This is a genomic window from Rummeliibacillus sp. SL167 (genome assembly GCF_007896505.1).
In the GTDB taxonomy this organism is placed as follows: Bacteria; Bacillota; Bacilli; order Bacillales_A; family Planococcaceae; genus Rummeliibacillus; species Rummeliibacillus suwonensis.
On the sequence record NZ_VCBM01000006.1, the window covers coordinates 1 to 24,802 of the forward strand.

Here is a 24,802-nt window from a genome sequence, read left to right on the forward strand (position 1 = left end):
CCTGTTCCCATGCCGAACACAGAAGTTAAGCTCTTGAGCGCCAATGGTAGTTGGGGGCTGTCCCCCTGCGAGAGTAGGACGTTGCTAGGCATAGATAAAGCACAGTTGATTATTCAACTGTGCTTTTTTTCGTCTACTTTTAGCTATGGTTTTAGTCTAATGCTGAGAAGAAAATTTTCCTCTCCTGTTAAGTGGAAAATATAAATAATATTTATACGACTGAAACTTTATCCGACCATTATTTTTTACACAATTTTGTTCTACTCTTGGATGGAATTTGTTATAATTCAAGTAGAACAGATTGGGGTGATTAGATGTTTATTCAAATTCAACCAAATTCGGATACTCCTATTTATATACAATTAACGCAACAAATCATTGAAGGTATTGTCAATAAGGATATAGAACCAGGTGAATCGCTACCTTCCGTACGAACACTTGCAGCAGACTTAGGAGTTAATATGCATACGGTTAATAAAAGCTATCATGAATTAGAGAAAAAGGGTTTAATTACAATTATTCCGAAGTCAGGTGCTATCGTAAATGTTCCTCGTAAAATGGGAAACGCTAATGCTGAGCAATTAGACTATATGGAAAAAATGCTGCGGCCTGTTGTAGCAGAAGGTATTGTTCAAGGATTAGGAATGAACGATTTTGAGAAATTGCTCAAAAGATTGATGAAAACATTGTATTAGGAGGGTATCATGATGGGTTTTTGGATTTCGATCGTCATGTTTGGCTTGATAGGACTTATGCAAATATTTATACCATATATGTTGAAGCGTACCATAGTATTTGGTGTCACAATACTTGCTTCATTTATTCATCATCATGTAGTTAAACAGACCAAGAAAATTTATAGTATTGTCCTGTCTATCATTTGGTTAATACTGTTGATCAGTTATTCTATATGGGCGTTACACATTAACCATAATGAGGATCTTCAAGTTGTCGTTGGAATTGGTACTATCCTGTTTTTTATCTTGATTAGTCTGCTATTCTATGCTTATTTCCATTACAAACTCCAGAAGGAAAAACGGCAGGAGCAATGGGGAGCAGATTTAACAGAGGTAAAAATAGCAAGCACATCATTGAGTAGTCAAGATGGAATGTTGCCACTTTCTTATTTTATCAGTTTAGTATTTGTTTCATTGATCCTAATTATTTACACATATTATCAATACCCTATACTCCCAGAACAAATTCCGACTCATTGGGGACCGAATGGTAGACCAGATGCCTTTACAGAGAAAAATCGCTTTTCTGTTATCTCTTTGCCGCTTGTTATGCTTGTTATGCAAGCAATGTTTGTTGCAATATCCGAGGGAACAAAGCGTTCAGGGATTAAAATCAGTGCTTTTAATATGCAAAGGTCAGCTTCTAATCAAATCAAAAAAAGAAAGTATACAAGCTGGTTTATGTTTTTAACCGCTTTTCTCATTACAATCTTATTTAGTTTCTTGCAATTGACGACCATTTATCGTGATATCATTGGGCAAAATATGATGCTGGCTATGTTTATAACTTTTATAGCAGTGATATTTGTAGGCAGTATTATTTTTACCATTAAAGTTAGCCGTTTAGAAAAGGGAGGATATTCTTCTAATTTGAAAGAGGGGATTATGGATATAGATGATGATCGTTATTGGAAGGGAGGATTGATGTATTTCAATAAAGAGGATCCCTCTCTGTTTGTAGAAAAAAGATTTGGAATTGGTTGGACCATTAATTTTGCAAGGCCTATGAGCTATGTTATTCTGTTCGGACCACTTCTTCTGATATTGCTTATAGCGTATTTTTCATAATGAATGATATTTTAGATAAATAATATGGGGGCATACGAACACAGTATACAAGTGAAACTTCACTCAGTGGGGAGTTTCTCTATTTTACACTGTGTATGGCATGAACAAATCATCTTTCATAGATAGTTGATTTCTTCGCTTCTCCTCTTACTTCCTTACGTCCCGAAGTGCTTACTACCTGTTAATCGGAATAAACATATTAATAATTGATTAGACGTGTTGATTATCCAATTTAATCCTTAAAAATAGGGGGATTCGTTGATTGCAGCGAAGGATTGCTCGTTTTCCTGAGGGAGTCGAGCAAGCCGCAGCGAAGATCTTTATAAATGGTCCTGAAAATACAGGGTTTTTCAAAAATTACGCCACAGACGACCTAATTTTTGTCAAATCAACACGCGTGATAATTGATAAAAAAGAGTGAGTGGCTATAGTCCATCTCGCTCTTTCGTTATAATAGAGAAAGAATGGGATGAGAGTATTCAAAACTTTAATAATAGATAATAATAAGCAAAAGCTTTTTAAGTTTAAAAGAAGGATTTTGAATCCAAAACACGTATTATCATTATGAATGATACATTTTCATGGTAGTTGGCGGTCCTGTTTTGATGATAAGGCTTTGGCCTATAATCATCTCCATATTTAAAGAGGATTCTAATAGAAAGTAGTGAAATGATGAAAATATTGAAAGAGAAAAAAAGATGGTTTGCCATCTTACTGATTTGGCTTATTGTTGCTGCAGCACTATCCGGCATTGCACCTCATGCGAAAGAGGTAACATCGCCAAACAAAAACTCAGGTCTTCCTGAAAGAGATGCATCGATTCAAGCTGAAAAGGCTTTAAAAGAATATTTTCCTTCATCTGAAGGTGTTCCATTGTTTGTTGTCGTTCATGATAAGAGTGGTTTAAAGGAGCAAGATGTTCAGAAGGCAATGTTGAATATTGAAAAAGTTGTGACAGATGCCGACAAAGATTTTACGGTAGTACCTCTTTCAAAAATGTCAGCGCAGGCACGTGCTTCCTTTTTTTCAAAAGATCATACAACCTTTTTTTTACCGGTTTTATTTCCAAAGGGACTGGAAAATAAAGTGATTAAAACAACAATGGATAATCTAAAAAAGCAAGTTGCGAAAGAACAGCCTTCTAATTTGGAAACATATTTTACCGGTCCTGCCGGCATTGCAGCAGATACGTATGAAATGTTCTCTAAAGCAGATGTGGTGCTGATTTTATGCACAGTTGTATTAATATTTGTTATTTTAATTGTGATTTATCGTTCTCCGTTACTATCGTTTATTCCACTCATTGGTGCAGGTATTACATACGCTGTTGTAGATCGTTTGTTAGGCTTGATGGGAAAAGCGGATTGGTTTGCCATTGATGGGCAGTCTTTATCGATTATGATGATCCTGTTATTTGCGGTCATTACTGACTACTCATTATTATTATTCTCTCGTTTTCGTGAGGAACTTGAGAAGGGGCTACACGTAAATGAAGCTATGAAAAATGCCTTGAATTTTGTAAAGGAACCTATTGTATTTAGTGGGGGTACAGTATTTTTAAGTATGCTTACATTATTTTTGGCTGTATACGAGTCTTATCGTGCTTTTGCACCAATATTTGCTATAGCCGTTGCCTTCATACTTGTTGCAGGTTTAACTTTAATGCCGGCATTATTTGCCATTGCAGGCGAAAAGTCATTCTGGCCATTTAATCCACGTAAACAGGCTATAAAACATGCTGACAAAGAAAAATTCTGGCATAAATTTGGCCGTTTTATAACTGAAAAGCCATGGATTGCGATGACGCCTATCATTATTGTTTTAGTGTTGTTTGCGTTGATGATCAGACATGTTAATTATTCATTTAACTTGTTGGACTCATTCCCAAAAGAAATGTCTTCTATTCAAGGATATAATGTTTTAAATGATGCATTTTCTGCAGGAGAAATTGCTCCTAGTACGGTGATTGTAAAAGCGAAGGAAGATTTAACTACTGAGCAAATCACTACATTAGTGGAAAAATTAAATGACCAAAAGAGTGTCAATAAGGCGGAAATTCAAGGAAATCCATATGCTGAAAATCACCAAAATGTCGTGAAGATTAATCTAGTCTTGAATCATAATCCTTATACAGAACAAGCGTTTGATGATATTGAAAAACTTCGTAAAGATTCACAACAAATTTTAAGTGATAGCCATATTAATGATGCGAAGATGTTAATTGCTGGTGAAACGGCTCAAAACACAGATATTCGTGCAGCCAGTCATGGAGATGAAATTCGTATCATTATTTTGATGACTGTATTAATCGTGATTATGCTGGGTATTCAAACTCGTTCACTATTGGCCCCTGTTTATATGATGGCAACAATTTTATTATCCTATGGAGCAGCTCTTGGGTTTAGTGTATTCTTCTTCCAGGATTTACTTGGTTATTCAGGAATCAGTTATCGTATTCCACTTTATACATTTGTGTTTTTGGTGGCGCTTGGTGTGGACTATTCGATTATGTTGATCTCACGTATTCGTGAAGAACAAAAGCATCTGCCAATAAAGGATGCAGTACGCGAGGGGGTAGGAAAAACAGGTGGTGTGATTTCGTCCGCAGGTTTAATCTTAGCGGCCACATTTGCAGTGTTAATCACGCAACCGGTCATGGAACTTCGTGCTTTTGGCTTTGCTGTTGCAATTGGTATACTTGTGGATACATTCCTCGTACGACCAGTCGTAATTCCAGCGTTAATCGTGATTCTTGGTAAATTTAGCTTTTGGCCCAAAAAAATAAAGCATGGTGCAGAATGATAGTTAAAAGCCTGTATGGAAATTTTTCTTCTACACAGGCTTTTCAAGGAATGTTTAAAAATAAGGGCTATTCTCTCACAATAAAATCTTTCACTTCATGTGCATGGAGACCTTCATTGTTTTCAACATGTAACTTCAATTGATATTTTCCTGCATGTGTGAATGTATGTTTCCCTTCATATGTACCCTTTGAGGTTTCCTTCAATGTAATCCAGGTGGGTTGACCTCCATCAAATTGTGGAAGAACTTGATAGCGGACATTTGCGCTAGATAATGCTTTCCCATCGTATTTTAAAGAGACATTAAAAGTCATTTCTTTATTCTTTGTAGCGGTACGTTGATGGTTATAAGTAATCGTTACATCGTGATGGTGTTCGTGTTCCTCCGTAGCAGCTTCAGTAGTAGCTGCGTGATTCTCATGCTCCGCATGTTCGGAATTAGTAGAGGAATCTGTTACTGTCATAGCTGTATTTGGCATGATATGTTCGCCGCTTTTAGTAGAAACATGAGCAGTGATTTCATATTTTCCTGCATTTTTTACTTCATAAGAAGCCACATAAGAATGATTCTTTAACTTTGCTGTTACCATTTGGTCAATATCTGTATCATTATTTTCTATTTCAAACGCAACATCTTTTGCGCTGGTAATTGTTTTGCTATTTTGAGTTAAGGTTATTTTAAGTTCAATTTTATCACCGATTTTTGCCTCTTCAGGAGCAATTAAAGTGGCTTTTACAGGCTGTGTTTCTTTTTTAGTGCCATTTTCTGAATGGTCATTGTGATTGTTACAGGCTACAAGAACTGTAGAAGCCGCTAATGCTATTAGCAATACCACGATTTTTTTCATCAAAAAAACTCCCTTCTAATTGCACCATCATTGTAACAAAAAGGAAAAAAGAATTTGCGAAATAAGTGTGAAATCTAGTTGCCTTGCAGATCTTTTTGTAAAAGTATTGGTAGAATCATGCCAGCTAATACAAATAGGATCCCACCTACTTGCAGTATGGTCAGTTTTTCATGCAGTACGATTATAGAGGTGATAATAGCAACTGGTAATTCTGTTGCACTTAAAATAGATGCTAGGCCTCCACCGACTTTAGGAATGGAGATCGTAAATAACAAAATCGGTAATATGATTCCAAAAAAGCCGAGAGTCAGCCCAAAGTAAAGAAGCTCGGATTCAAATAATTTCCCACTCATAATAATGTCGGGCTTTTGGAAGGTGCAAACAACGAGCATGGCAAAGAAAGACATCATCGTCATTCGACCGATCGTTGTAATGCCATTAACAGGTCTAGAATTGAATTGTATAAAACAAGCAAAGCTAAGTGCTGATGCTAGACCAAATACCCAACCGCGCCAATCAAGGTCACTCAAATCTACATCTAAGATACCTGTTGCCAAAATGGTACCTGTTACAAGGAAGACAAGCGAAAATAATTCAATACGCGTTGGATGTCTATGATGGATGATACAATCTAAAAATAAACCTATCCATGTAAATTGGAAAAGCATCACAACAGCTAGTGGGACAGGTAAATAGTGAACAGCTTGTCCATAGACGATTCCTGTATTTCCTGTCAGTAAACCAGAAAGCATAATTACTAAAAAGGCTTTACCATTTAGCTTAGGTAAAGAACGCTGGGTAATGATGAATAGTATGAAAGCTAATAAAAAACCTATAAAGTACTGGCTTGTGACCACTTCTTTTGTTTCAAAGCTGTGATTCATAGCTATTTTTATAATAGTTGATAAAATCCCATAAGAGCTTGATCCTATAACAATAAGCAATGGGTATATTAAATTTTTGTTCATTGGTTCCTCTCCTATGTATAAAAGCCCCAAAAAATAATTATACCACGAAAGGTAATTTTGTTAGCTTTAAAGGAAATTTTTATAAAATAATAAGACAATTTATCATGCGTGTTGATTTGACAAAAATTAGAGGTGTCTGTTTGGCATAGCTTTTGAAAAACTCTGTATTTTTAAGAACATTTATATAGATCTTCGCTGCGACTTGCTCGACTCCCGCAGGAAAGCGAGCAAGTCTTCGCTGAAATCAACAAATTCACCTATTTTCATGGATTAAATTGGATAATCAACACGCTTGACAATTTATTTTTGTAGGATCTTCATTGAAAAAGGGATTTTACAAGATTGGATTTTTGTGATAAATAAAGAAATCAGACATAGTAAAGCCATTCTAAACAAAATTGTTTGGAATGGCGCATAAGGTATAAGATTTTATCCTGCTTTAATGGGCAGTAAAACCCCTATCTCAAGATATGGGGGATGAACTGCATGTAAAAGTCCGATTGGTTTGGGTGGACATGATGTTGATTCCTCAGGTGTTGCCATAGGACGTGGCGCTTTTAACCTGAGTTCTTCTAGCTCAGTGGGAGATGAAAAAGCCCTCCACTGATGGAAGCTTCACTTTATTACGAATATCGAATAATTGAATGCCTAATTATTATACTTTTTTTACCATATGATCAAATTCTTCACCTATAATCATCCAAGGTTCTGAATAGATAAAATCCATCTTTTCGTATAAATGACGCGCACGCACTTTTTGTTTTTCAACATTCAAAGAAATTTTTTGGTATCCTTTTTCTTTGGCGATGATATCTGCATGTTTTAATAAGGTAGTGCCGACTCCATGTCCTCGATATTGGGGAGCGGTACAGACGGTATCTATGTAGAATTCATCTGGTCGTGCTTCAACTTCAATGGTTTGCACATCGGCTGCCTTAACTGCTAACCATTTTTCTAAGTTACTATCTAGAGTTGGTGCTTGGTCACCACCATAGATGACCATTATACCAGCGATTCCACTATCGATTTCAGCAATATAAGTATTTTGATAGGAATGTCTGTTATCTGTACGCTTGAAGAGCTCTTCTAGTGAACGAAGAATAGCTTGCGATTCATCTTCACCTGTAAGGCGATTAGCAATTTCATCAATAGCATCGATGATCAAAGGTGCAACAAATGGTGCGTCCGCTAATTGCGCAGGTCTTACAGTTATATCCATTTTTTATCAATCTCCTTCAGAAGCTAGTATAGCAAAGAAAAGAAGGATTTGCTGAGATTAGATATAATGTGCTGAGTTCAGAAAGGTATTCTTCAAATTTTATTTCTTAAAACTTATGCAAATTAAAAAGGTTTGTTAAAAAATTTTTTAAAACATTCAACTATAATGAGGTAAAACTCGCTAAACTTTCTTTGGGTAAGGAATATGCATGTCTTACTTTTTAATCTGATGTCTTTGCTTTTGTTGTATTTTTTATCTGTTTGCATGCTAGAGGTGTTGACCATATCCTAGCATGCTATTTTTGATGTTGTAGCGTATCTTTTGCTGACTTAATGGCATTCATTAAGAAAAATATGACGAATGAACAAGTATTTCCTGGGGAATTTTCGCTTTTCTTGCGTTTTTGATGAACAAAATTTCGATAGTATTCAACAAATAGTCGAAGTAACTAGTGATGGTGAACTGGATAAAATCATTGCGTTTTATCATTATTTGCAGCTTTATTTTCATCTCTAGTACATATATACAATGATCCATTTGGTTGGAGCTGTGCATAAAAGACATCTTGTAGATCTTGGATATTTTGTTTCTTTAGCTTTTTCATTAACCACTCATCTGTTAGATTTAGTTCTTCCATTGTTTTTCGTACAATTTTTCCATCATTCACAACTTCTATAGGGATATGAGGTGGAATCGAAACATCTGCTTTAACATCCTGTTTAGTAGCAGATTGTTCTGCGGGTTTCATCAAAATACTTAGTTCGCCGTTCGTTTCTAAGATGGCATAGTGAACATCTTGGATTGAAAAAACTGATTTCTCACGAAGCAGCATTAAAAGATCATCCATATGGAGCTTTGAGGTTTTTAAGGCTTGAACGGATAATTCTCCATTTTTGATAACAATCGTTGGATCCCCATCAATTATTCCGCGTAGTTTTGAAGATTTAAGTGATATGAAACTGGAGAGTAATGTTAAAATGGACCACCAAATTAGTGAAATCAAACCATCAATAAAGGGTGTTTCATGCTGAGAAGCAATTTCAGCTGCAATGGAACCAATCGTAATACCAGTGATATAATTGAAAAATGTAAGTTGGCTTAATTGTTTTTTTCCGAGTATACGTGCTAAGAAAAGTAATACGATAAAGGAAATGGTTGTTCTCAGCATCATCTCCCAGAAATTTATTTCAAAGAAGTTTTCCATATTTTTTCACTCCTCTTTCTAATCGAGCTTAGTATGAACATTAAAAAAGAGGATATTCTCATATAAAATAATAAATTTTATCGAAATATTGTTATAATGAATACACTAATTTATTCAGAATTATAAAGGAAGTGTAAATTTTAACATGTCAACGACAGTAGCAAGGCCGACTTTAGCGAATCCCATATACCCAATAATGGTGGCAATCGGCATTTGTCATTTATTCAATGATACGTTGCAAGCGGTCATACCTGCAATGTTCCCAGTATTAGAAAAAGAAATAGGTTTAACATTTACACAACTTGGATTTATCACATTTGTATTAAATATGGTTTCTTCTGTATTGCAACCGGTAGTCGGTTTTTTTAGTGACCGCAATCCAAAGCCATATGCCCTGCCATTAGGAATGACATGTACATTTGTTGGTTTAGCGGGAATTTCTGTTGCATCCAATTATTGGTTCATCCTTTTATCTGTTATCTTTTTAGGATTAGGATCGGCTATTTTCCATCCTGAAGGTTCAAAGGTTAGTTTTATGGCTGCTGGATCAAAACGTGGATTGTCCCAGTCTATCTATCAAGTCGGTGGTAATACAGGACAAGCATTAGCTCCTTTAATCAGTGCGTTTGTGCTTGTACCATTTGGTCAAATAGGTGCGGCGTGGTTCTTGATCGTTGCGGCTACTGGCATCTTTCTATTAGCACGTATTTCTAATTGGTATAAAGGACAATTAGAAAAAGAACGATTAACGAAAAAGAAAAAGACATTAATTTCAAATTTACCTACATTAACGAAAAAACAAGTTGGCGTAGCCATCGGTTTATTAATGGCTGTTATCTTTATTCGTTCATTTTATGTGACGAACATGACGAATTTTTATATTTTTTATCTAATGGATAAATATCATCTAACGATCCAAAAAGGGCAAATCTTTATTTTTATCTTCCTTGCAGTTGGTGCGATTGGGACGTTCTTCGGCGGTCCGATGGCAGATCGAATAGGTAGAAAAAGTGTTATTTTACTATCATTCTTAGTTCCAATGCCATTGGCACTATTGCTACCATATATACCTCTATGGTTGGTTGTGATCTTCCTAGGTATTATTGGATTCTTCATCATGCTAAGTTTCTCTGTAACCGTTATTTATGCACAAGAGTTAGTACCTAGTAAAGTTGGAACAATGGCGGGACTAACAGTAGGGCTTGCATTTGGTATGGGAGCTATTGGTTCCGTAGTCATTGGTATGTTGATGGATAGCTTTGGCGTTTTGGATACCATGATTGTGATCTCAGTGTTACCGCTATTTGCATTTGTCGCATTTTGGCTCCCTAAAGATCATAAAATAACAGCATAGGGAAAAATGATTGATAGTGATTTTAAGCTAGATATAATAGAAACGATAATCTCCGCGGAAAAAACAGATTTAGAATGAAGTCGATCGTTTAAAAGGGTACAATTCAGTGTTTGAATTGTACTTTTTGCCTTTCAAGCGGTCCTTTTTTTCACGTATGATCGTGAAGGAAGATGCCCATTTCAAAATGCAAGTATGTGATCAAGTTGCCTGAGAAAGGCTCAATAGATTCAAGTAGTGGAAAACCGCTTCACTATGTGAGGTTTCATTTTAAATAAAAATGTCACGCGTGTTGATTTTACAAAAATTAGGGGTGTCCGTTTGGCGTAATTTTTGAAAACCCCTGTATTTTTAGGACCATTTATATAGATTGGAGCGGAGGCTTGCTCGAGTCCTCGAAAATGCATGCGCATTTCCTTCGTGCGGTGTTGACTCGATGAAGCCAATTCAATGTCCCGCGGGAAAAGCGAATAGATGAGACCACGCAGCGCAAGCGATTAAGGAACGGAGTTGTAGTGCGCCACGTCCTGTGGCAACGACTCCGTGACCAACATCCTGTTGCCCCCAGCATTCGCCCCGCATGAGTCGTGCAAGCCTTCGCTGCAATCAACGAATTACCCTATTTTTATGGATTAAATGGGATAATCAACATTCCTGTAAAAATGTATCTCTTTCATCAAAGTCGAACCCAAGTTAAGTCACAATACTCTAGCATCCATTATTTTTAGTCAATTACGACCTGAATGGCAAGTTTTTATAGAAAAAAGCATAGGATAAGCAGTATGAACAATATGGAAGGTGGAATCCTGTGTATTATCAAAATGTTCACCAACTGCCATATGACTCAACGCGTGTCATAACAGTTACGGGTCGTGGAAATGTAGCAGCTGCTCCCAATTATGCTCAACTGCAGGTAGAGGTAGTGACAAAGGGGCAGGAGGTAAGTAAGGCCACAAAGGAAAATGCAACAACTGCTCATCGAGTGATCCAGTCGATTTTGTCATTAGGTGTGAAGCGAGAGGATATTCAGACAGCCGCTTATACGATTTCACCAAAATATGATTACATTGATGGAAAACAACTTTTTAGAGGATATGAAGTAACAAACGCTATTGAAGTAAAAGTAAGAAATATGAATCAAGTGGGCATCGTAATAGATACGGCAGTAAAAAATGGGGCAAATGGTGTGTCGGGCGTTCAATTTAAAATAGAAAATCCAGACCTTTATTATCAGAGAGCTTTGATACTAGCTTACGAAAATGCGCAAATGAAAGCTAATACTATAGCGGAGACCATGCATTTACATATGCCTCCCCAACCTATTGAAATTGTAGAAGAAAGTATGGTAGAGCCTGCTTTATACAAAACAGCTATGGCGGCTCAGAATGTAACCACGCCAATTGAACAAGGGCTTATTATGATTAATGCTGTATTAAGAGTGAAATTTCAATATTGATCATTATGCAACAAATTAGTTCTATATTTTTTTCTGAAGATTACACTATTCTATAGGACAGACTGAACAAGGGTGGAGATGACATGGCAAAAAAAATAGGCATAATAACTCTTATGCTATTTGGAGTTTATGCTGTAGGAATGTACTTTTATATTTTCCATAGTGGAAGCGGCGATATTCCAGAAGTATTAAAAGGAACCGTTGCAGATCCGGCGGTGTTTATGAGTCCACATGAGTTATTATTAAGTGAGGATTTTTCAAGAATTAGAAACTTTCTTTTCTTTGTCGCAACACCACTTGAATGGCTGATTTATGCCTTCATTTTACTTTTAGGGATTTCTCGGCTATTTGAAAAAAAGGCCACTTTACGAGCTAAAACAACGCTTTTTCAAACTATCATATATGTATTTTGGCTGTCTTTACTGATGTATATCGTGTTATGGCCTTTGGAATATTATAAATATTATTTAAGTAAAGACTATGGAATTAGTACACAAACTTTTCCATCCTGGATGAGGGATGGTCTAGTCGACCTTGGTGTTAATTATGTCATGTCGATTGTTGTGATGTCAGTTATTTATGGACTTATGAAAAAAAGTGAGAAGAAGTGGTGGTTCTACACTTGGTTGTTATCAATTCCTTTCTCTATTTTTGTCATGTTTGTACAACCAATTATTATCGATCCATTATATAATGATTTTTATCCATTACAAAATAAAGAATTAGAAGCAAAAATTCTGGCGTTAGCTGACCAAGCGAAAATTCCTTCAGACCATGTATATGAAGTGAATATGGCTGAAAAGACGAATGCCCTCAATGCTTATGTTACAGGTATCGGCAGCAATTCACGAATAGTGCTTTGGGATACGACATTGAACCGTTTAACAGATAAGGAAATTCTATTTATCATGGCACACGAAATGGGACATTATGTTGAAAAACATATTTACTTTGGAATGGCTGGCTATATATTATTAACATTCATTGGTTTGTGGTTAACTTCTAAAATCATGCGCTGGATAATCACGCGTTATGGCCAAGTATTAAAAATCAAAAAACTAGGCGATATTGGTTCGATCCCGTTATTCTTACTCATTACCTCGTTTTTACTATTTGCAGCGAGCCCATTAACCAACTATTTTTCAAGGTATCAGGAATCTAGGGCGGATCAGTATGCCATCAAGTTGACAGGAGATCATGCGGCAGCTGTGTCTTCCTTCCAAAAGTTAACGAAGGCAGGATTAAGTGAAGTCAATCCGCCAATACTTGTAAAATGGTTCCGTTATACACATCCTCCGATGCTGGAAAGAATATATAGCGTTTATAAGGATAGCCCAAATATAGAACAAGAGAAAAAGGAAGAGAGAAAGAAAGGAAAATAAGGCAAGCTGTTCATGAGTTCTTGATGCAACTCATGAGCAGTTTTTTTATGCCATTTTGCCTTGCGCATTTAGGAGTTTCTGTTTAGTAAGCAAAGCCAGCAGTAATTTGTGCTTATGCCCAAGTTTATAGTATGTTGTTATTGAAATTTGTATAAATGCCCCCAACAGGATAGTATGCCATTTTCTTTGTAACAATTTTATGACGATTGTCAAAAGAATAACGAAGAAATTATAAGCTTTATAGGGAATTTAAATATAAACTAGAAGAGAATAATGTATAATTTAAATAGATAGTTCAAGCATCTTTTATTTTCTTTATTAATAGACAGTCAGGATTCCTACTTCAAGACCAAACAGAAAGCAGGAGGATAAGTGGGTGGAAAAGCCCAGTCCAATCGTTTCAACTCATATACAATGAGGAAGAAAATTCTCATTGTCTGGAGATTCACTTTATCTTCACAAAAATTTCTTCACTCTTTTTGGGGTCGTTATGTTAGTCGTCATATTTTCAAATAGTTTAAAGGGTTACAAGCGTTTAGGGGAATGAATGTTTTTAGGATTGCTGAAAATATTTCACACGGCCACTTAAAAGTATGCCCATCCCCATATCAGGAAGCGTTTCCACGTTAGCTATGCTTTATCCCGCTTTAACGGGCAGTAAGACCCCCATCTCAAGATATAGAGAGAAACGAGAAAGATAGATGGGGGATGAACGGCCCGTTAAAGTCCGATTGGTTCAGCTAACCATCCGTGGGGGATGAAGAAAACCCCCACGGATGGAGTTTTACTTTATTTTGATGTTTGGTTGGTACATTTAACATGTGTACATAGTGGATTTCACAGTAATAGACCGTAGTTTATACGTTCTTTTCTTTGTAGCCAAAATATCAAATGATAAAATAATGATTAGAAAGAAGCTGGAAGGGGAAATTATAGATGAGGCTAGCTATTTTCGGAGCAACGGGAAGAGTTGGCGGGGAAATCGTTCGGCTGGCATTGCAAGACGGGCATGATGTAAAGGCACTTGTTCGTACCCCAGCAAAATTATATGAAAATGAGCATTTAACCATTATAAAGGGAAATGTTTTGCATAACAATGATGTTGAAAAAACAATTGATGATGCCGATATGGTGATTAGTACACTTAGTGTTTGTCATACAACTACCTTATCAGAAGGTATGCCGCATATTATTTCGTCTATGAAGAAACATCATATAAAAAGAATCGTCACTATAGGCACGGCAGGAATTTTAAATAGCCGCAGAGAACCGGGAAAATTTCGGTTTCAAACAAATGAATCAAGGCAAAAAAAGACATTTGCTGCAGAAGAGCATGCGAAAGCATTTCAAATGTTAAAGGAATCAGATTTAGAATGGACGATTATATGTCCAACCTATTTACCGGATGGGGAAGCAACAGGAATATACAGAATAGAAAAAAATCAACTACCTTTAAACGGAGAAAAAATTACTGTAGGTGATACTGCCAAATTTGCTTATGAGGAATGTTTCAAGAAACAATTTTTACAAATAAGAGTAGGGCTTGCATATTAATGGACTAAAGCAGATGGGGAATGAGGGAAACACATGAAAAAAAGTCATAAAGCTGCAATGATCGCATTGTCTTTAGGCTTTGCGTTAGTTGGATATACAAAAAACAAAGATGTCAAACAAACGTTATTGAATGCTGTTCATCAACAGGATTTACATGCAGTAAAAAAACTGATTCGATTAGGTGAAAATTTAGATCAACATAATGATAGGGGCCGTACACCTCTTATGATTGCCACGTATAATAATGATATAGAAATTGCCAAAGTGCTAATCTCTAATGGTGCCGATGTCAATATTCCTGATGATATGCAAAATACACCTTTTCTATATGCAGCAGCAGAAGGTTATTGGGATATTCTAAAATTAACGACTAAGGCTGGAGCTGATCCAAACATCACGAATCGCTATGGTAATACAGCATTGATATCAGCTGCTGAACATGGCAATGTTGAAGCCTTACGTTGGTTATTAAATGAAACCAAAGTAGATGTCAATCATATCAACAATTTGGGATGGACAGCATTATTGGAAGCGATCATTTTAGGCGATGGTAGTAAAAACTATCAACAATGTGTCCAATTATTATTGCAACATAAAGCTAATCCAAATATTGCTGATAAGGACGACGTTACACCGATCGAACATGCAGAAAAGTTAGGCTATAAAGAAATCGAGCATTTATTGAAAAAGTATGGTTATTAGCAATGTCTAAAAATTTTCTTCTACAATAATCTTTTAACTCATTAGTAAGAAAAGAATTTGCTTATCTCTAGTTTTTAGAATGGAATTGAAGCATGAAAAACCACATATATGGAATTTTATGGTAGTTTTCCCATAAAAGGAGGACACCTGTATCTTTTTTTGCCGTAAGCCCATTGCTTCAAAAAGAATAGGTGACGGCCTGTGAAAGTCTAATTGGCGCAAAACATCCAGTGCAGATGAAGAAGAGCCTCATGGGGTGGAATCTACTTAGATTAGAAAGAATTTTCTGGAACTTTATGTAGCTTTGTATTGTGCTAAATATGAGCATGATCAACAAAATAGTTGAAAAACTGTGAAATTTGCTTGTTTTTTAGTATAAAAATAAAAAATTCTCTAGTTTCATGTAATAATTATTGATAGAATAGGCATAACGATTTTAATCGTCATAACATTCAATTTGGTCTGTAACTTTTTATCCGTCTTAAAGGCAGTAATACTCCCACCTCAAAATTCAGCGAAAGTAAAGAAGGTAGGGGGGGAGATCAATTGCCGCATGCGCCCGATTGGTTCGGACGGGCAGGATGTTGGTCACTCAGGTGTTGCCGCAGGACGTGGTGCTTTTAACCTGAGTTCCTCTAGCTCAGTGGGGATGAAGAAAACCCCCACTGATTAAAGTTTCACTTTATAAAGGGGGCCCCTAAAAAGGTTATGAAGAATTATGAAAATTGGCCTTTATCTTCGGTATCATTCGATAACTATGATATTGAAAATGACAAAACAAATTCACATAGTAAATTTTTTGAGATAATAGAGAAATTAAAAGAACAATATAAAATAGATATTGAAAAGAGAATACCTCAACATTTTTCTGCAAATAAGTGGATGAAGGTACAAGCGCTAACAAAGAAAGAAATTGAATCAAATGGTTTACCAAAAGAAATATTTTGGAAGATGGTTGAATTTAATGTTAGTGCGAGAGGTGGTGTGTCCTTTGAAAGGATAGCTGCCATTAGTGAACATATTAACTATTTGGCATCTGAATATATTACGTATAAGGCACGGATTGATCGCGATTTTGAGGGGAAAGAAAAAATTGTACAACTTGAAAAATTGCATAATATTTTAGGACGCGGATTTGCTCGACTTTCTAATGCCTATGTAGATACAGTTGGCACATTCTTTGAGCTGAATGAGATTGCTGGAGAAAAAGAGCTGATGCGCCAATCGATTAAAGGATTATATGAACGTAAAATCCAGCAATATGAACAATTTATCAGTATTAATCCAGACTATGCCTATATTAAAGGTACAAAAGATGAATGGCTTGAACGGGATTCGTATTTTATGGGAGATATTCTACGATTAGCTGTTTCAAAGATTTATACACAATGTATTTATGTGCCGGAAGGTTTATATACGCCGCTTGATCTAGCGGCGGCAGGAGCTTTTTATCAATCTGCCCATAAATGGCTCATTTATCAAAAATCAACGGCTATTAGTGAAGAACAGTTAGGAATCGAATTAGGTTATTTAGGTATGAAATTAGAAGTTTTATTACGTAAAGATGGTTTGTCTCCAAATCTAAAAGGAAAACTGTTGAAAGTTTATCAATCTTTTACTACTTATAAAATAGAAGATATTAATAAGCGCCAAGAAGAAGCCAAACATTATCCTTATACGCGTCAAAATAAGAAGTATGCAAAATTGGATGGAGCGGTTGTCCTAGATTGGGCGAGTAAAATGCGCAGTCAAACTCGAAAAGAAAACATCGAGGCCATTTTCCTAGAAGTGATACCTGCCGCATTTGCTGCTTTTCAGAAAAAAGTAGAAATAGGAAGTCCACTTGAACGTTATCAAAAACAAAATGATTGGAATGAGTTCTACGAAGATGCAGAATCCATCACTTATCCCGCAGGCAAGCCAGATGTCTTTCATTTTAATACGATGATAGAGGATTGGAACCTGTTTATTGAAAAGATAATAGCTCAGCCATCTATGATTTTTACAGCAAAAATAGTTGAATAGCTTATATTAGAAAGATTTTTCAAATTGAAACTGTGAGTACATGTAGTGTGTATTCACGGTTTTTATTTTATATCAGACGTGTTGATTAGGGAAAGTCCTTAGGCTGCACTTAATATTACAATCTATCATACATAAATAAGTTGAGACTTTTGGATTTGACTGCTTAGAATAGTAGGTGTTATGCCAATTAAAAAAGATTCAGAGTTATACATTTTTATGGAGATTGAAAGATCTTTTTTTTAATCTTTTAGGAAAGTGGCATAGCCTATTTCCTTGCTAGTTATCTTGGCATGACTAAACGATGTTAGAAATTGGTTAGTATGATGGAATCCGAGATATACACAGGACACACATGGATAGATTCAGAACATCGATAATCGTTTAAAGTAGGAAATTTTAAGTTTATATTTCTAGGAGATAGCACTAGGCGCATCGCTTGACGAAATTATTTATGTCGATGTGTTGAAATATCATTGATCGATGATGAATATTATATACGCTATATAAAAATCAAGGGGAATTTTATAAAATATGAAAAAACCATGGTACTTGAAAACGTTTTGGATTTATTTTTTCTGTATTGTTATACCTGTTTTAGGTTATGTAATAGTGCTATTAAACCTAGATAAATTAAAAGATACGGATGAAAATGGACATAGTGAAAAGGTCTATTATTTAACCATTGCTACTATTTCAGCAGTATTTTGGATTTTAAAGTTAACACCTAGAACAGTTCAAATGTTTGTTTTAGCTATTATATTAACGTTTGTAGCGGGTGGATATATCTTGAAAAAATTTAAGATTTAAAAATATGAATAGATTAATGCAGAATCTCTTCATTATCTCATGAGATATGGTTAATATCATTTGCAAAGATGTTTTATGTTGAACATGAACGATTTTGCTGAATAAGATAGGAGCTTCTTATATAAACCTTTACTAATCGTTATTTTTCTATATTATAAAATAATGAAAGCTATAAAGGGAGCGATTATTTTGGATATTTTAGCATATACAATGGAAGAAATTTTAGATCCGACACATCTAATTGAAGGTGAACGATATGAATTTGTGTTAGAGATAGCTGTAGATGAAGAGGATGAACTTTATACAGAGGGAGGACTTGAAATTCGTTTAATTGTCGCCAAAAAGGGAGACGAATTTTCAATTGCCAATTACTTTATTACTGCGAAAGCAGAGGAGAGGTTATTGGATTTTGCATTAGAAGAGGATGAAGAGAAAATGATTTTACATTTCTGTCAGGAACATATTATCACTGGTGAATAATTTATCGATTGAAACAGGTAGGCTTGCTAAAGGATCAGGATAAGCATTTGGATAGAATCAGAAATGGTTATGTCGTAGGAAATAAAATGATACAGATGAAATGCAATTTGTATTGAAGATGGGAAGGTGTTACAATTAAAACAGATCTCTTAAAAGGAGGAATCTATATGTCTGCATTATATTTTAATGCATGCTCTAAAGCACGAAACTTCATGGTCGAAGAAATTTCCATCGAAGTTTTATAAAATACAAAAGCGGTTATTTTTACAAAAACAAGTTGGATCATTTCTTTAGGCCAATACCATATAAAAGCCTAAATAATTGGAGTGATTTCAATGGAAAAACAAACGATTCAACCTTTCTTATCCGTAGCTAACTATCATTTAATTGAACAACAATTGAATAAAATTTTGAATGCTTATAATACCACGAAAGATCAAAATGTGATTTTAGCGGTCAAAGGAATTGTGGAAACGGAAATTGAGCAAAATATCCATCCTTTAGATCATCAAGTGGAAATCATTGGACAAATATATCATATAACAGATCATAAACAAGGTGATCTCTATTTAGAAAGTTTAAATCCCTATGTTATTCCTTTTAAAGAGGTAACAAGTAGCAAGCTGAAAAGTCTCTTTAAGAAAGAAAAGAAATTAAAGCTCCCTCATTTAGAAACTATCGATTTTCAACATACCTGCTATTTAGCTTGGGATGATGTAAGCACACACCGAAAGTATGTTGTGTTTGAGCACCAAGGTAAGTTAAAAGCTGTAAAAGGGCAGATGGACACGAATTTTCTAAAAGGCGTGTGTGCAATTTGTAATCACCATTCAGAGGTAAGCCTGTTTACGACAACGAAAAAAGGTCAAACGGCAGATAACTATAAAAGACATAGTAACTATATTTGTATAGATAGCCAAAAATGTAATCAACATATTACGAATGCTCAAAGAGTAAGTGAATTTTTTGCACGTGTAACTGAATGATTCATGTTCCATATTTGATGAGCAAGACTTTTTTCACTACTATCTAACGCATAGCAAAAAGCTCATGAAAACCATTTTGGTTCTCATGAGCCTTTTCTTTTTTATCCCACTTTAACGGGCAGTAAGCCTCCTATCTCAAGATTTAGAGAGAAAAGAGAAAGATATTAACTGCCGCATGCGTCCGATTGGTTCGGGCCAACAAGATGTTGGTCACTCAGGTGTTGCCACAGGACGTGGCACATTTAACCTGGATTTCCCTAGTCCAGTGGGGGGATGAAGAAAACCCCAACTGATGGAGCTTCACTTGATTGAAATGATTACAAATTTCGAATGATTTGCTTTCAGTCTATGCACACACTACCTAAGATGTTTTCAACTCTAATTTTCTAGCTACAATCGATAAAGTATAGTTAACAGCCCAGTACATAAATGCGGCAAGAATGAAAATTGGAATGATAAAGTTGACATTTTGAGCATTGATCACTTGTGCATTATGCATTAATTCTGGAAGGGCAATCACGACTGCAAGTGATGTGTCCTTTAAAAGAGATATAAATTGGCTGACAATAGGTGGTACCATTCTTCGCAAAGCTTGAGGTAATACGATATGCCATAGTGTTTGTGTATAAGTTAAACCTGAAGAACGCCCCGCTTCAATTTGCCCTTTTTCAATGGAATTTAAGCCACTCCGAATGATTTCTGAAATCATAGATGATTCAAATATCGTCAAAGCTACAATAGCTGCCATTTCGATACTCATTTCAATGCCGATTTCTGGCAATGCAAAGAAGGTAAAGAAAATGATCAATAGTAATGGCAGGTTTCGAATAATCTCAACGATGACAGCAAATATTTGAGAAAGAATAGGTATTTTAGTATAACGAATAATCCCAATAAATGCTGCGATAACAAAACTGGCAATAATCGAAACGATAGCAATTTTTAAAGTGACAAAAAAACCATCCAGCAGGAATTTTAGATGATCCGGAGAATATGCACCAGCAAAATCCATAGACTTTTCCTCCCTTAATTACTCCGCGCAAGGCGTTTTTCTAAATAATTAACCCCAGTGCTAAGAGGTATAGTTATAACTAAATAAAATATGGCTACAAAGATATACACATCAAATGTAACGAAAGTACGTGTGGAGATTAAATCGGCCTGATACATTAGATCCCCCGCGGCCAATATAGTTAAAATAGACGAGTTTTTAACAAGATTAATAAACTGGTTTCCGAGTGGGGGAATAACAATTTTAATAGCTTGAGGTAAAATAATGTAACGCATTGTTTGAGTATAGGTTAAACCAGACGACCTAGCTGCCTCTGTTTGTCCTTTTGGAATGGATAAAATACCTGCTCGAATAGCTTCTGCGATGAAAGCAGATGTATAGATAATAAGTGCTAGAGTCCCAGCTTGAAAGCCATCTAATTGCATATTGATTGTGGGTAAAGCTGTGAATAAGAAAAAGGCGATAATGAGTAACGGAATATTACGGAAAAATTCGATATAGATTGTTCCAATCCAATTGAAAGGTTTGAATGGCGCAATGCGAAAAATAGCTAAAATTGTTCCCAGTATAAAACTACCGATAAGCCCGATTAAGCTTGTATAAATAGTAATGAAAAAGCCTTTTATGTACATATCCCAGTTTTCGGTTAAAATCGAAAAGTCAGGCATCCTATCTCACTCCTTGCCGCTATATTGTGAATTGCCTATTGAAAAAAGAAAAAAACAGAAGATGAATGGGATTTATTCTGCTATAAAGCCCCGGGATCGTTGTAACTAACAAAACCTAGTGGGGGAAGGAAAAATCCCTCCACTAGGTGAAGTCTCCGGCGGATATCACAAATTTTGAATAAGAGTTTTTCGAGCTTGCTCAAAAAACTCCGGACGCAATTACGCTGGAGGCATAATTGATAGATAAAAATGATTAGTTGCTAGTCTTGATCCATTTTTTATAAAGTTCATCATATTTCCCATTATCTTTCAATTCTTTTAAGGCATCGTTAATCGCTTGAACTAATTCGGGACTGTCCTTTTTAACAGCGATACCATAAGGCTCATCCGTGAAGATATCACCAACAACTTGGTAATTCGGATCTTCGTCGACCATCCCATAAAGAATGGCATTGTCCGTTGTTAGAGTATCTCCCTGACCAGCTTTCAATGCCGTGAAAGCCTCAGCATAATTTTCAAATTCTAATACGGTTGCGTCTGGTGCTTTTTCACGAATATTAACGGCAGAGGTAGAACCTTTTACTGCAAGAACTTTTGTCCCTTTTTTAATATCATCAATACTTTTAATAGGGCTTCCCTTTTTTACAAGCAGTGCTTGACCAGCTTCAAAATAGACATCAGAGAAGTCTACTTCTTTTTTTCGTTCTTCAGTGATCGTCATCGTTGCAACAATTGCATCAATGTCACCTTTTTGGAGAAGTGGAATTCGAGTTTTGGAAGTGACTTCTTTAAATTCCGCTTTTGATTCATCCCCTAAAATAATTTTTGCAATTTCTTTGGCAATATCAATATCAAAGCCTTCGATGTTGCCTGTTTTAGGATCCTTTAGACCAAATAGGCGTGTGTCATTTTTTACGCCAAATACAATCTTATCTTTTTCCTTAATAGCCTCTAGTGCATTTTTGCCGCTTTCTTTTGACTGGTCACCTGAAGAATCTTTAGATCCACAAGCGCTTAATACTAGTACAGAAAGCATTGCTAAAAGTAAAACTGTCAATAACCCCTTTTTCTTTTTGAACATTAAATTTCCCCCTTAATTTCTAATTAATGATTTAAAATCCGACTCAGGAATAACTTAGCGCGTTCTTCCTTTGGTTCTTTATAAAACTCAGCCGGATCAGCATCCTCGAGTATTTCCCCTTTATCGACAAAAATAATTCGATCGGCTACTTCTTTTGCAAAGCCCATTTCATGTGTGACAACGACCATTGTCATGCCTTCTTTTGCTAAATGTTTCATAACCTCTAATACTTCACCGATCATTTCAGGATCAAGTGCAGATGTTGGCTCATCAAAAAGCATGATTTCAGGATGCATCGCTAATCCCCTTGCAATAGCAACGCGCTGTTGTTGTCCACCAGAAAGTTGTGATGGATAAGCATTTGCTTTATCTGGAATTCCTACTTTCTCCAAATAGGCTAATGCAGTCTTTTTGGCCTCTTCTTTCGACTGACCAAGCGCCTTTACAGGTGCTAACATAATATTTTCTAACACGGTTTTATGAGGATAAAGGTAAAAGTGTTGGAATACCATACCGATCTTACGACGAAGTTTGTTTATATCCGTTTTTTTATCATTTAATTCGACACCATTGATTGTTAATGATCCATTGGAAATGGTCTCTAGGCGATTCATACAACGAAGAAGTGTACTTTTACCAGAACCAGATGGCCCAATGATCACAACAACTTCCCCTTTTTTAATGGTGAGATTAATATTTTTTAAAACTTGAAAATCTCCAAAATACTTATCCACATTTTTAAATTCGATCATGCAAAGCCCCCTAAGTAAAGACGGAATATTTCGATATTTAAAGGTAATTTATAAATATATTTCAAAATGCAATCCCCCTTTGTCAATTTATGTTTTCTATTATCATATCTTATTGCATATTTGATATGCAAGAAAATCATATAAAAATATTTGAAAGTCTTTTAAATTTCTTTTTTTAAAAAGACATGGATATGTAAGCCAAAGAGATAAATTAAGATATTTATAGAAATTTTTAAACTTTATAAGATAGAGTGGAAATTTCATGTGAATATCATATGGATAATTGTTATATAACAATATTAAAAAATAATATATTTTAATTATTGTTGTATATCATGCCTTTATATTTAAATGAATAAATATTCCATATGATGAATACAAAATTTAAAATAAAAAACAGGCAGGCCGATTATCCAATTTCCTCATAAAATAGGGTGTATTCGCTAATTGTGTATAACTAGTGCATCCTTTTGTGGATAATATAAAATAAAAAATTTTTTATCACGATTATCCGAAAACTTATGCACAAACTGTTCATAACCGGTGCGTAACAATGAATGAATCACGATTTATCCACAAACTTATCCCATATTGACAAACAGTAAATCACCCATTTCAAGACTTGAAGAAAAAACATAGGGATAAAGAGGAATCAACTTCCTAATAAAAGCTCGCTCAGTTTGACTTATACACAATAGGAAATGAATAAAATCCCTACTATATAAGGTTTTATTTTATCATCAATGTGGGTACGAGGAAATTTTTAATGGTGAATAAGTGTAAAGAAATTGAAAAAAGGATAGAAGGTTGAAACTTTTTTTGGTGGACTCCGTAAATATAATAAAGCGACAAAAAGGGAGGAAAACGATAGTATGTTAAAAAAATTAGCATCCGATGCATTAGGCTTATCTGATATTGGCATTGTTGTACCGAAAGAAGATTTCGATAAAACAGAATCAGATGATTTTGTGATGCATGAATCAGGGGAAGTTGTCTATTTCTTAATTAAAACAAAATCAGATGAATATTGTTTTACAAACCAAGCGTTAATCCATGTGGATGGGAATTCGGCCATTAGCAAAAAACGTCTATTAAAACGTTATGATTATGAGCATAGTACGATCTCTGATGTAGTGCTGGAAACAGCAGGCACAATCGACCTCGATATCGAAATAAAATTTTCGATTGATAACATACCTATGTCCATTGATATTCATAAAAAATTTGATACTGAAATCAAAGATCTTTATAAAGCATTGCATGCGATTTCAGTAGATATGATTCATAACAAGAAAAACTTTGAAATCGCACAAAATAGTTTAAGTTATGCAGCTCAATCTATTGGAAAGATAGAAGCAAAAGAAGTAACACCTGCCCAATCATTCGAGCAAATTACGAAGTTTGCAAACGATTGGGTATTAAAAAATAAAGAGCAATATATGAAAAAGGACTATGGGAATATATTCGAACTATATATTAATGGGTAAAAACTATTCCAAAAAGTCTTTTTGCAGAAAAAATTCGCTTAGTTCAACGAACACCCTAACACCCTGTGGGGGATGAAGAAAATCCTCACTGGGTGAAGTTTTACTTATATTGTATATTTCGAATAAGTATGTTTTTTAAATCATCATATGATTGTGAAAGAACTTTTATGATTACATAAAAAAAGAGTCTTCAGCGATTCACTAAAGACTCAAA

General features: G+C 35.3%; 23 protein-coding genes and 1 rRNA gene. 15 read left to right on the forward strand and 9 right to left on the reverse strand.

Annotated elements, in window-relative coordinates:
* The 5 genes from rrf to FEZ13_RS18075 all read left to right on the forward strand — a co-directional run.
* Positions 1–90 (forward strand): 5S ribosomal RNA (gene rrf, locus FEZ13_RS18060); the annotation flags it as partial.
* Positions 91–314: 224 nt separating this feature from the next.
* Entirely contained in the window at positions 315–695 is a 381-nt protein-coding gene (locus FEZ13_RS18065) for a GntR family transcriptional regulator (protein ID WP_146553819.1), read from the forward strand.
* Positions 696–707: 12 nt separating this feature from the next.
* Positions 708–1,805 (forward strand): DUF1648 domain-containing protein, encoded by a 1,098-nt coding sequence (locus FEZ13_RS18070; RefSeq protein ID WP_186725977.1) that lies wholly within the window; start codon positions 708–710, stop codon positions 1,803–1,805.
* A gap of 262 nt (positions 1,806–2,067) precedes the next feature.
* Complete coding sequence (locus tag FEZ13_RS19725; protein WP_186725978.1) at positions 2,068–2,226, forward strand: hypothetical protein; 159 nt, start codon at positions 2,068–2,070, stop codon at positions 2,224–2,226.
* A gap of 248 nt (positions 2,227–2,474) precedes the next feature.
* Entirely contained in the window at positions 2,475–4,607 is a 2,133-nt protein-coding gene (locus FEZ13_RS18075) for an MMPL family transporter (RefSeq protein ID WP_146553821.1), read from the forward strand.
* A gap of 67 nt (positions 4,608–4,674) precedes the next feature.
* Here FEZ13_RS18075 and FEZ13_RS18080 read toward each other — a convergent pair whose 3' ends face one another.
* The 4 genes from FEZ13_RS18080 to FEZ13_RS18095 all read right to left on the reverse strand — a co-directional run bounded on the left by FEZ13_RS18080 (position 4,675) and on the right by FEZ13_RS18095 (position 8,845).
* A complete protein-coding gene (locus tag FEZ13_RS18080) occupies positions 4,675–5,454 on the reverse strand; it encodes a FixH family protein (protein ID WP_146553822.1) in 780 nt (259 codons plus the stop codon).
* 74 nt (positions 5,455–5,528) lie between these two features.
* On the reverse strand, positions 5,529–6,422 hold the full coding sequence (locus FEZ13_RS18085) for an EamA family transporter (RefSeq protein WP_146553823.1): 894 nt from the start codon (positions 6,420–6,422) through the stop codon (positions 5,529–5,531).
* A gap of 655 nt (positions 6,423–7,077) precedes the next feature.
* Complete coding sequence (locus FEZ13_RS18090) at positions 7,078–7,641, reverse strand: GNAT family N-acetyltransferase (protein ID WP_146550693.1); 564 nt, start codon at positions 7,639–7,641, stop codon at positions 7,078–7,080.
* A gap of 472 nt (positions 7,642–8,113) precedes the next feature.
* Positions 8,114–8,845 carry a YetF domain-containing protein gene (locus FEZ13_RS18095; protein WP_146553824.1) on the reverse strand — a complete coding sequence of 244 codons (732 nt, stop codon included), beginning with the start codon at positions 8,843–8,845 and terminating at the stop codon, positions 8,114–8,116.
* 145 nt (positions 8,846–8,990) lie between these two features.
* Between FEZ13_RS18095 and FEZ13_RS18100 the strand changes: the two genes are divergently transcribed.
* Positions 8,991–10,199, forward strand: a complete 1,209-nt coding sequence (locus FEZ13_RS18100; protein WP_146553825.1) for an MFS transporter — start codon at positions 8,991–8,993, stop codon at positions 10,197–10,199.
* A gap of 444 nt (positions 10,200–10,643) precedes the next feature.
* Here FEZ13_RS18100 and FEZ13_RS19730 read toward each other — a convergent pair whose 3' ends face one another.
* Positions 10,644–10,802 (reverse strand): hypothetical protein, encoded by a 159-nt coding sequence (locus tag FEZ13_RS19730; RefSeq protein WP_186725982.1) that lies wholly within the window; start codon positions 10,800–10,802, stop codon positions 10,644–10,646.
* Positions 10,803–11,004: 202 nt separating this feature from the next.
* On the opposite strand from FEZ13_RS19730, the gene FEZ13_RS18105 reads away from it, so the two are divergent.
* The 8 genes from FEZ13_RS18105 to FEZ13_RS18140 all read left to right on the forward strand — a co-directional run bounded on the left by FEZ13_RS18105 (position 11,005) and on the right by FEZ13_RS18140 (position 19,588).
* Entirely contained in the window at positions 11,005–11,652 is a 648-nt protein-coding gene (locus FEZ13_RS18105) for an SIMPL domain-containing protein (RefSeq protein ID WP_146550690.1), read from the forward strand.
* 83 nt (positions 11,653–11,735) lie between these two features.
* Positions 11,736–13,034 (forward strand): M48 family metallopeptidase, encoded by a 1,299-nt coding sequence (locus FEZ13_RS18110; RefSeq protein WP_146553826.1) that lies wholly within the window; start codon positions 11,736–11,738, stop codon positions 13,032–13,034.
* 936 nt (positions 13,035–13,970) lie between these two features.
* Positions 13,971–14,588 (forward strand): NAD(P)-dependent oxidoreductase, encoded by a 618-nt coding sequence (locus tag FEZ13_RS18115; RefSeq protein WP_146553827.1) that lies wholly within the window; start codon positions 13,971–13,973, stop codon positions 14,586–14,588.
* A 33-nt stretch (positions 14,589–14,621) separates the two neighbouring features.
* Positions 14,622–15,290: an ankyrin repeat domain-containing protein gene (locus tag FEZ13_RS18120; protein WP_146553828.1), complete on the forward strand. Its 669-nt coding sequence runs from the start codon at positions 14,622–14,624 to the stop codon at positions 15,288–15,290.
* A 708-nt stretch (positions 15,291–15,998) separates the two neighbouring features.
* Complete coding sequence (locus FEZ13_RS18125; protein WP_146553829.1) at positions 15,999–17,315, forward strand: hypothetical protein; 1,317 nt, start codon at positions 15,999–16,001, stop codon at positions 17,313–17,315.
* A gap of 531 nt (positions 17,316–17,846) precedes the next feature.
* On the forward strand, positions 17,847–18,122 hold the full coding sequence (locus tag FEZ13_RS18130) for a hypothetical protein (protein WP_146553830.1): 276 nt from the start codon (positions 17,847–17,849) through the stop codon (positions 18,120–18,122).
* 189 nt (positions 18,123–18,311) lie between these two features.
* Positions 18,312–18,602, forward strand: a complete 291-nt coding sequence (locus FEZ13_RS18135; protein ID WP_146553831.1) for a DUF6509 family protein — start codon at positions 18,312–18,314, stop codon at positions 18,600–18,602.
* A gap of 335 nt (positions 18,603–18,937) precedes the next feature.
* Positions 18,938–19,588, forward strand: a complete 651-nt coding sequence (locus FEZ13_RS18140) for a FusB/FusC family EF-G-binding protein (protein ID WP_146553832.1) — start codon at positions 18,938–18,940, stop codon at positions 19,586–19,588.
* Between the two features lie 361 nt (positions 19,589–19,949).
* Here FEZ13_RS18140 and FEZ13_RS18145 read toward each other — a convergent pair whose 3' ends face one another.
* The 4 genes from FEZ13_RS18145 to FEZ13_RS18160 all read right to left on the reverse strand — a co-directional run bounded on the left by FEZ13_RS18145 (position 19,950) and on the right by FEZ13_RS18160 (position 23,101).
* A complete protein-coding gene (locus FEZ13_RS18145) occupies positions 19,950–20,600 on the reverse strand; it encodes an amino acid ABC transporter permease (RefSeq protein ID WP_146553833.1) in 651 nt (216 codons plus the stop codon).
* Positions 20,601–20,614: 14 nt separating this feature from the next.
* Positions 20,615–21,268, reverse strand: a complete 654-nt coding sequence (locus FEZ13_RS18150; RefSeq protein ID WP_146550673.1) for an amino acid ABC transporter permease — start codon at positions 21,266–21,268, stop codon at positions 20,615–20,617.
* 253 nt (positions 21,269–21,521) lie between these two features.
* On the reverse strand, positions 21,522–22,304 hold the full coding sequence (locus tag FEZ13_RS18155) for a transporter substrate-binding domain-containing protein (protein WP_370467735.1): 783 nt from the start codon (positions 22,302–22,304) through the stop codon (positions 21,522–21,524).
* A 68-nt stretch (positions 22,305–22,372) separates the two neighbouring features.
* Positions 22,373–23,101, reverse strand: coding sequence for an amino acid ABC transporter ATP-binding protein (locus FEZ13_RS18160; RefSeq protein ID WP_146550671.1), 729 nt, complete (start codon positions 23,099–23,101; stop codon positions 22,373–22,375).
* 872 nt (positions 23,102–23,973) lie between these two features.
* On the opposite strand from FEZ13_RS18160, the gene FEZ13_RS18165 reads away from it, so the two are divergent.
* Positions 23,974–24,588 (forward strand): PH domain-containing protein, encoded by a 615-nt coding sequence (locus FEZ13_RS18165; RefSeq protein ID WP_146553834.1) that lies wholly within the window; start codon positions 23,974–23,976, stop codon positions 24,586–24,588.
* The last annotated feature ends 214 nt before the right edge of the window (positions 24,589–24,802 follow it).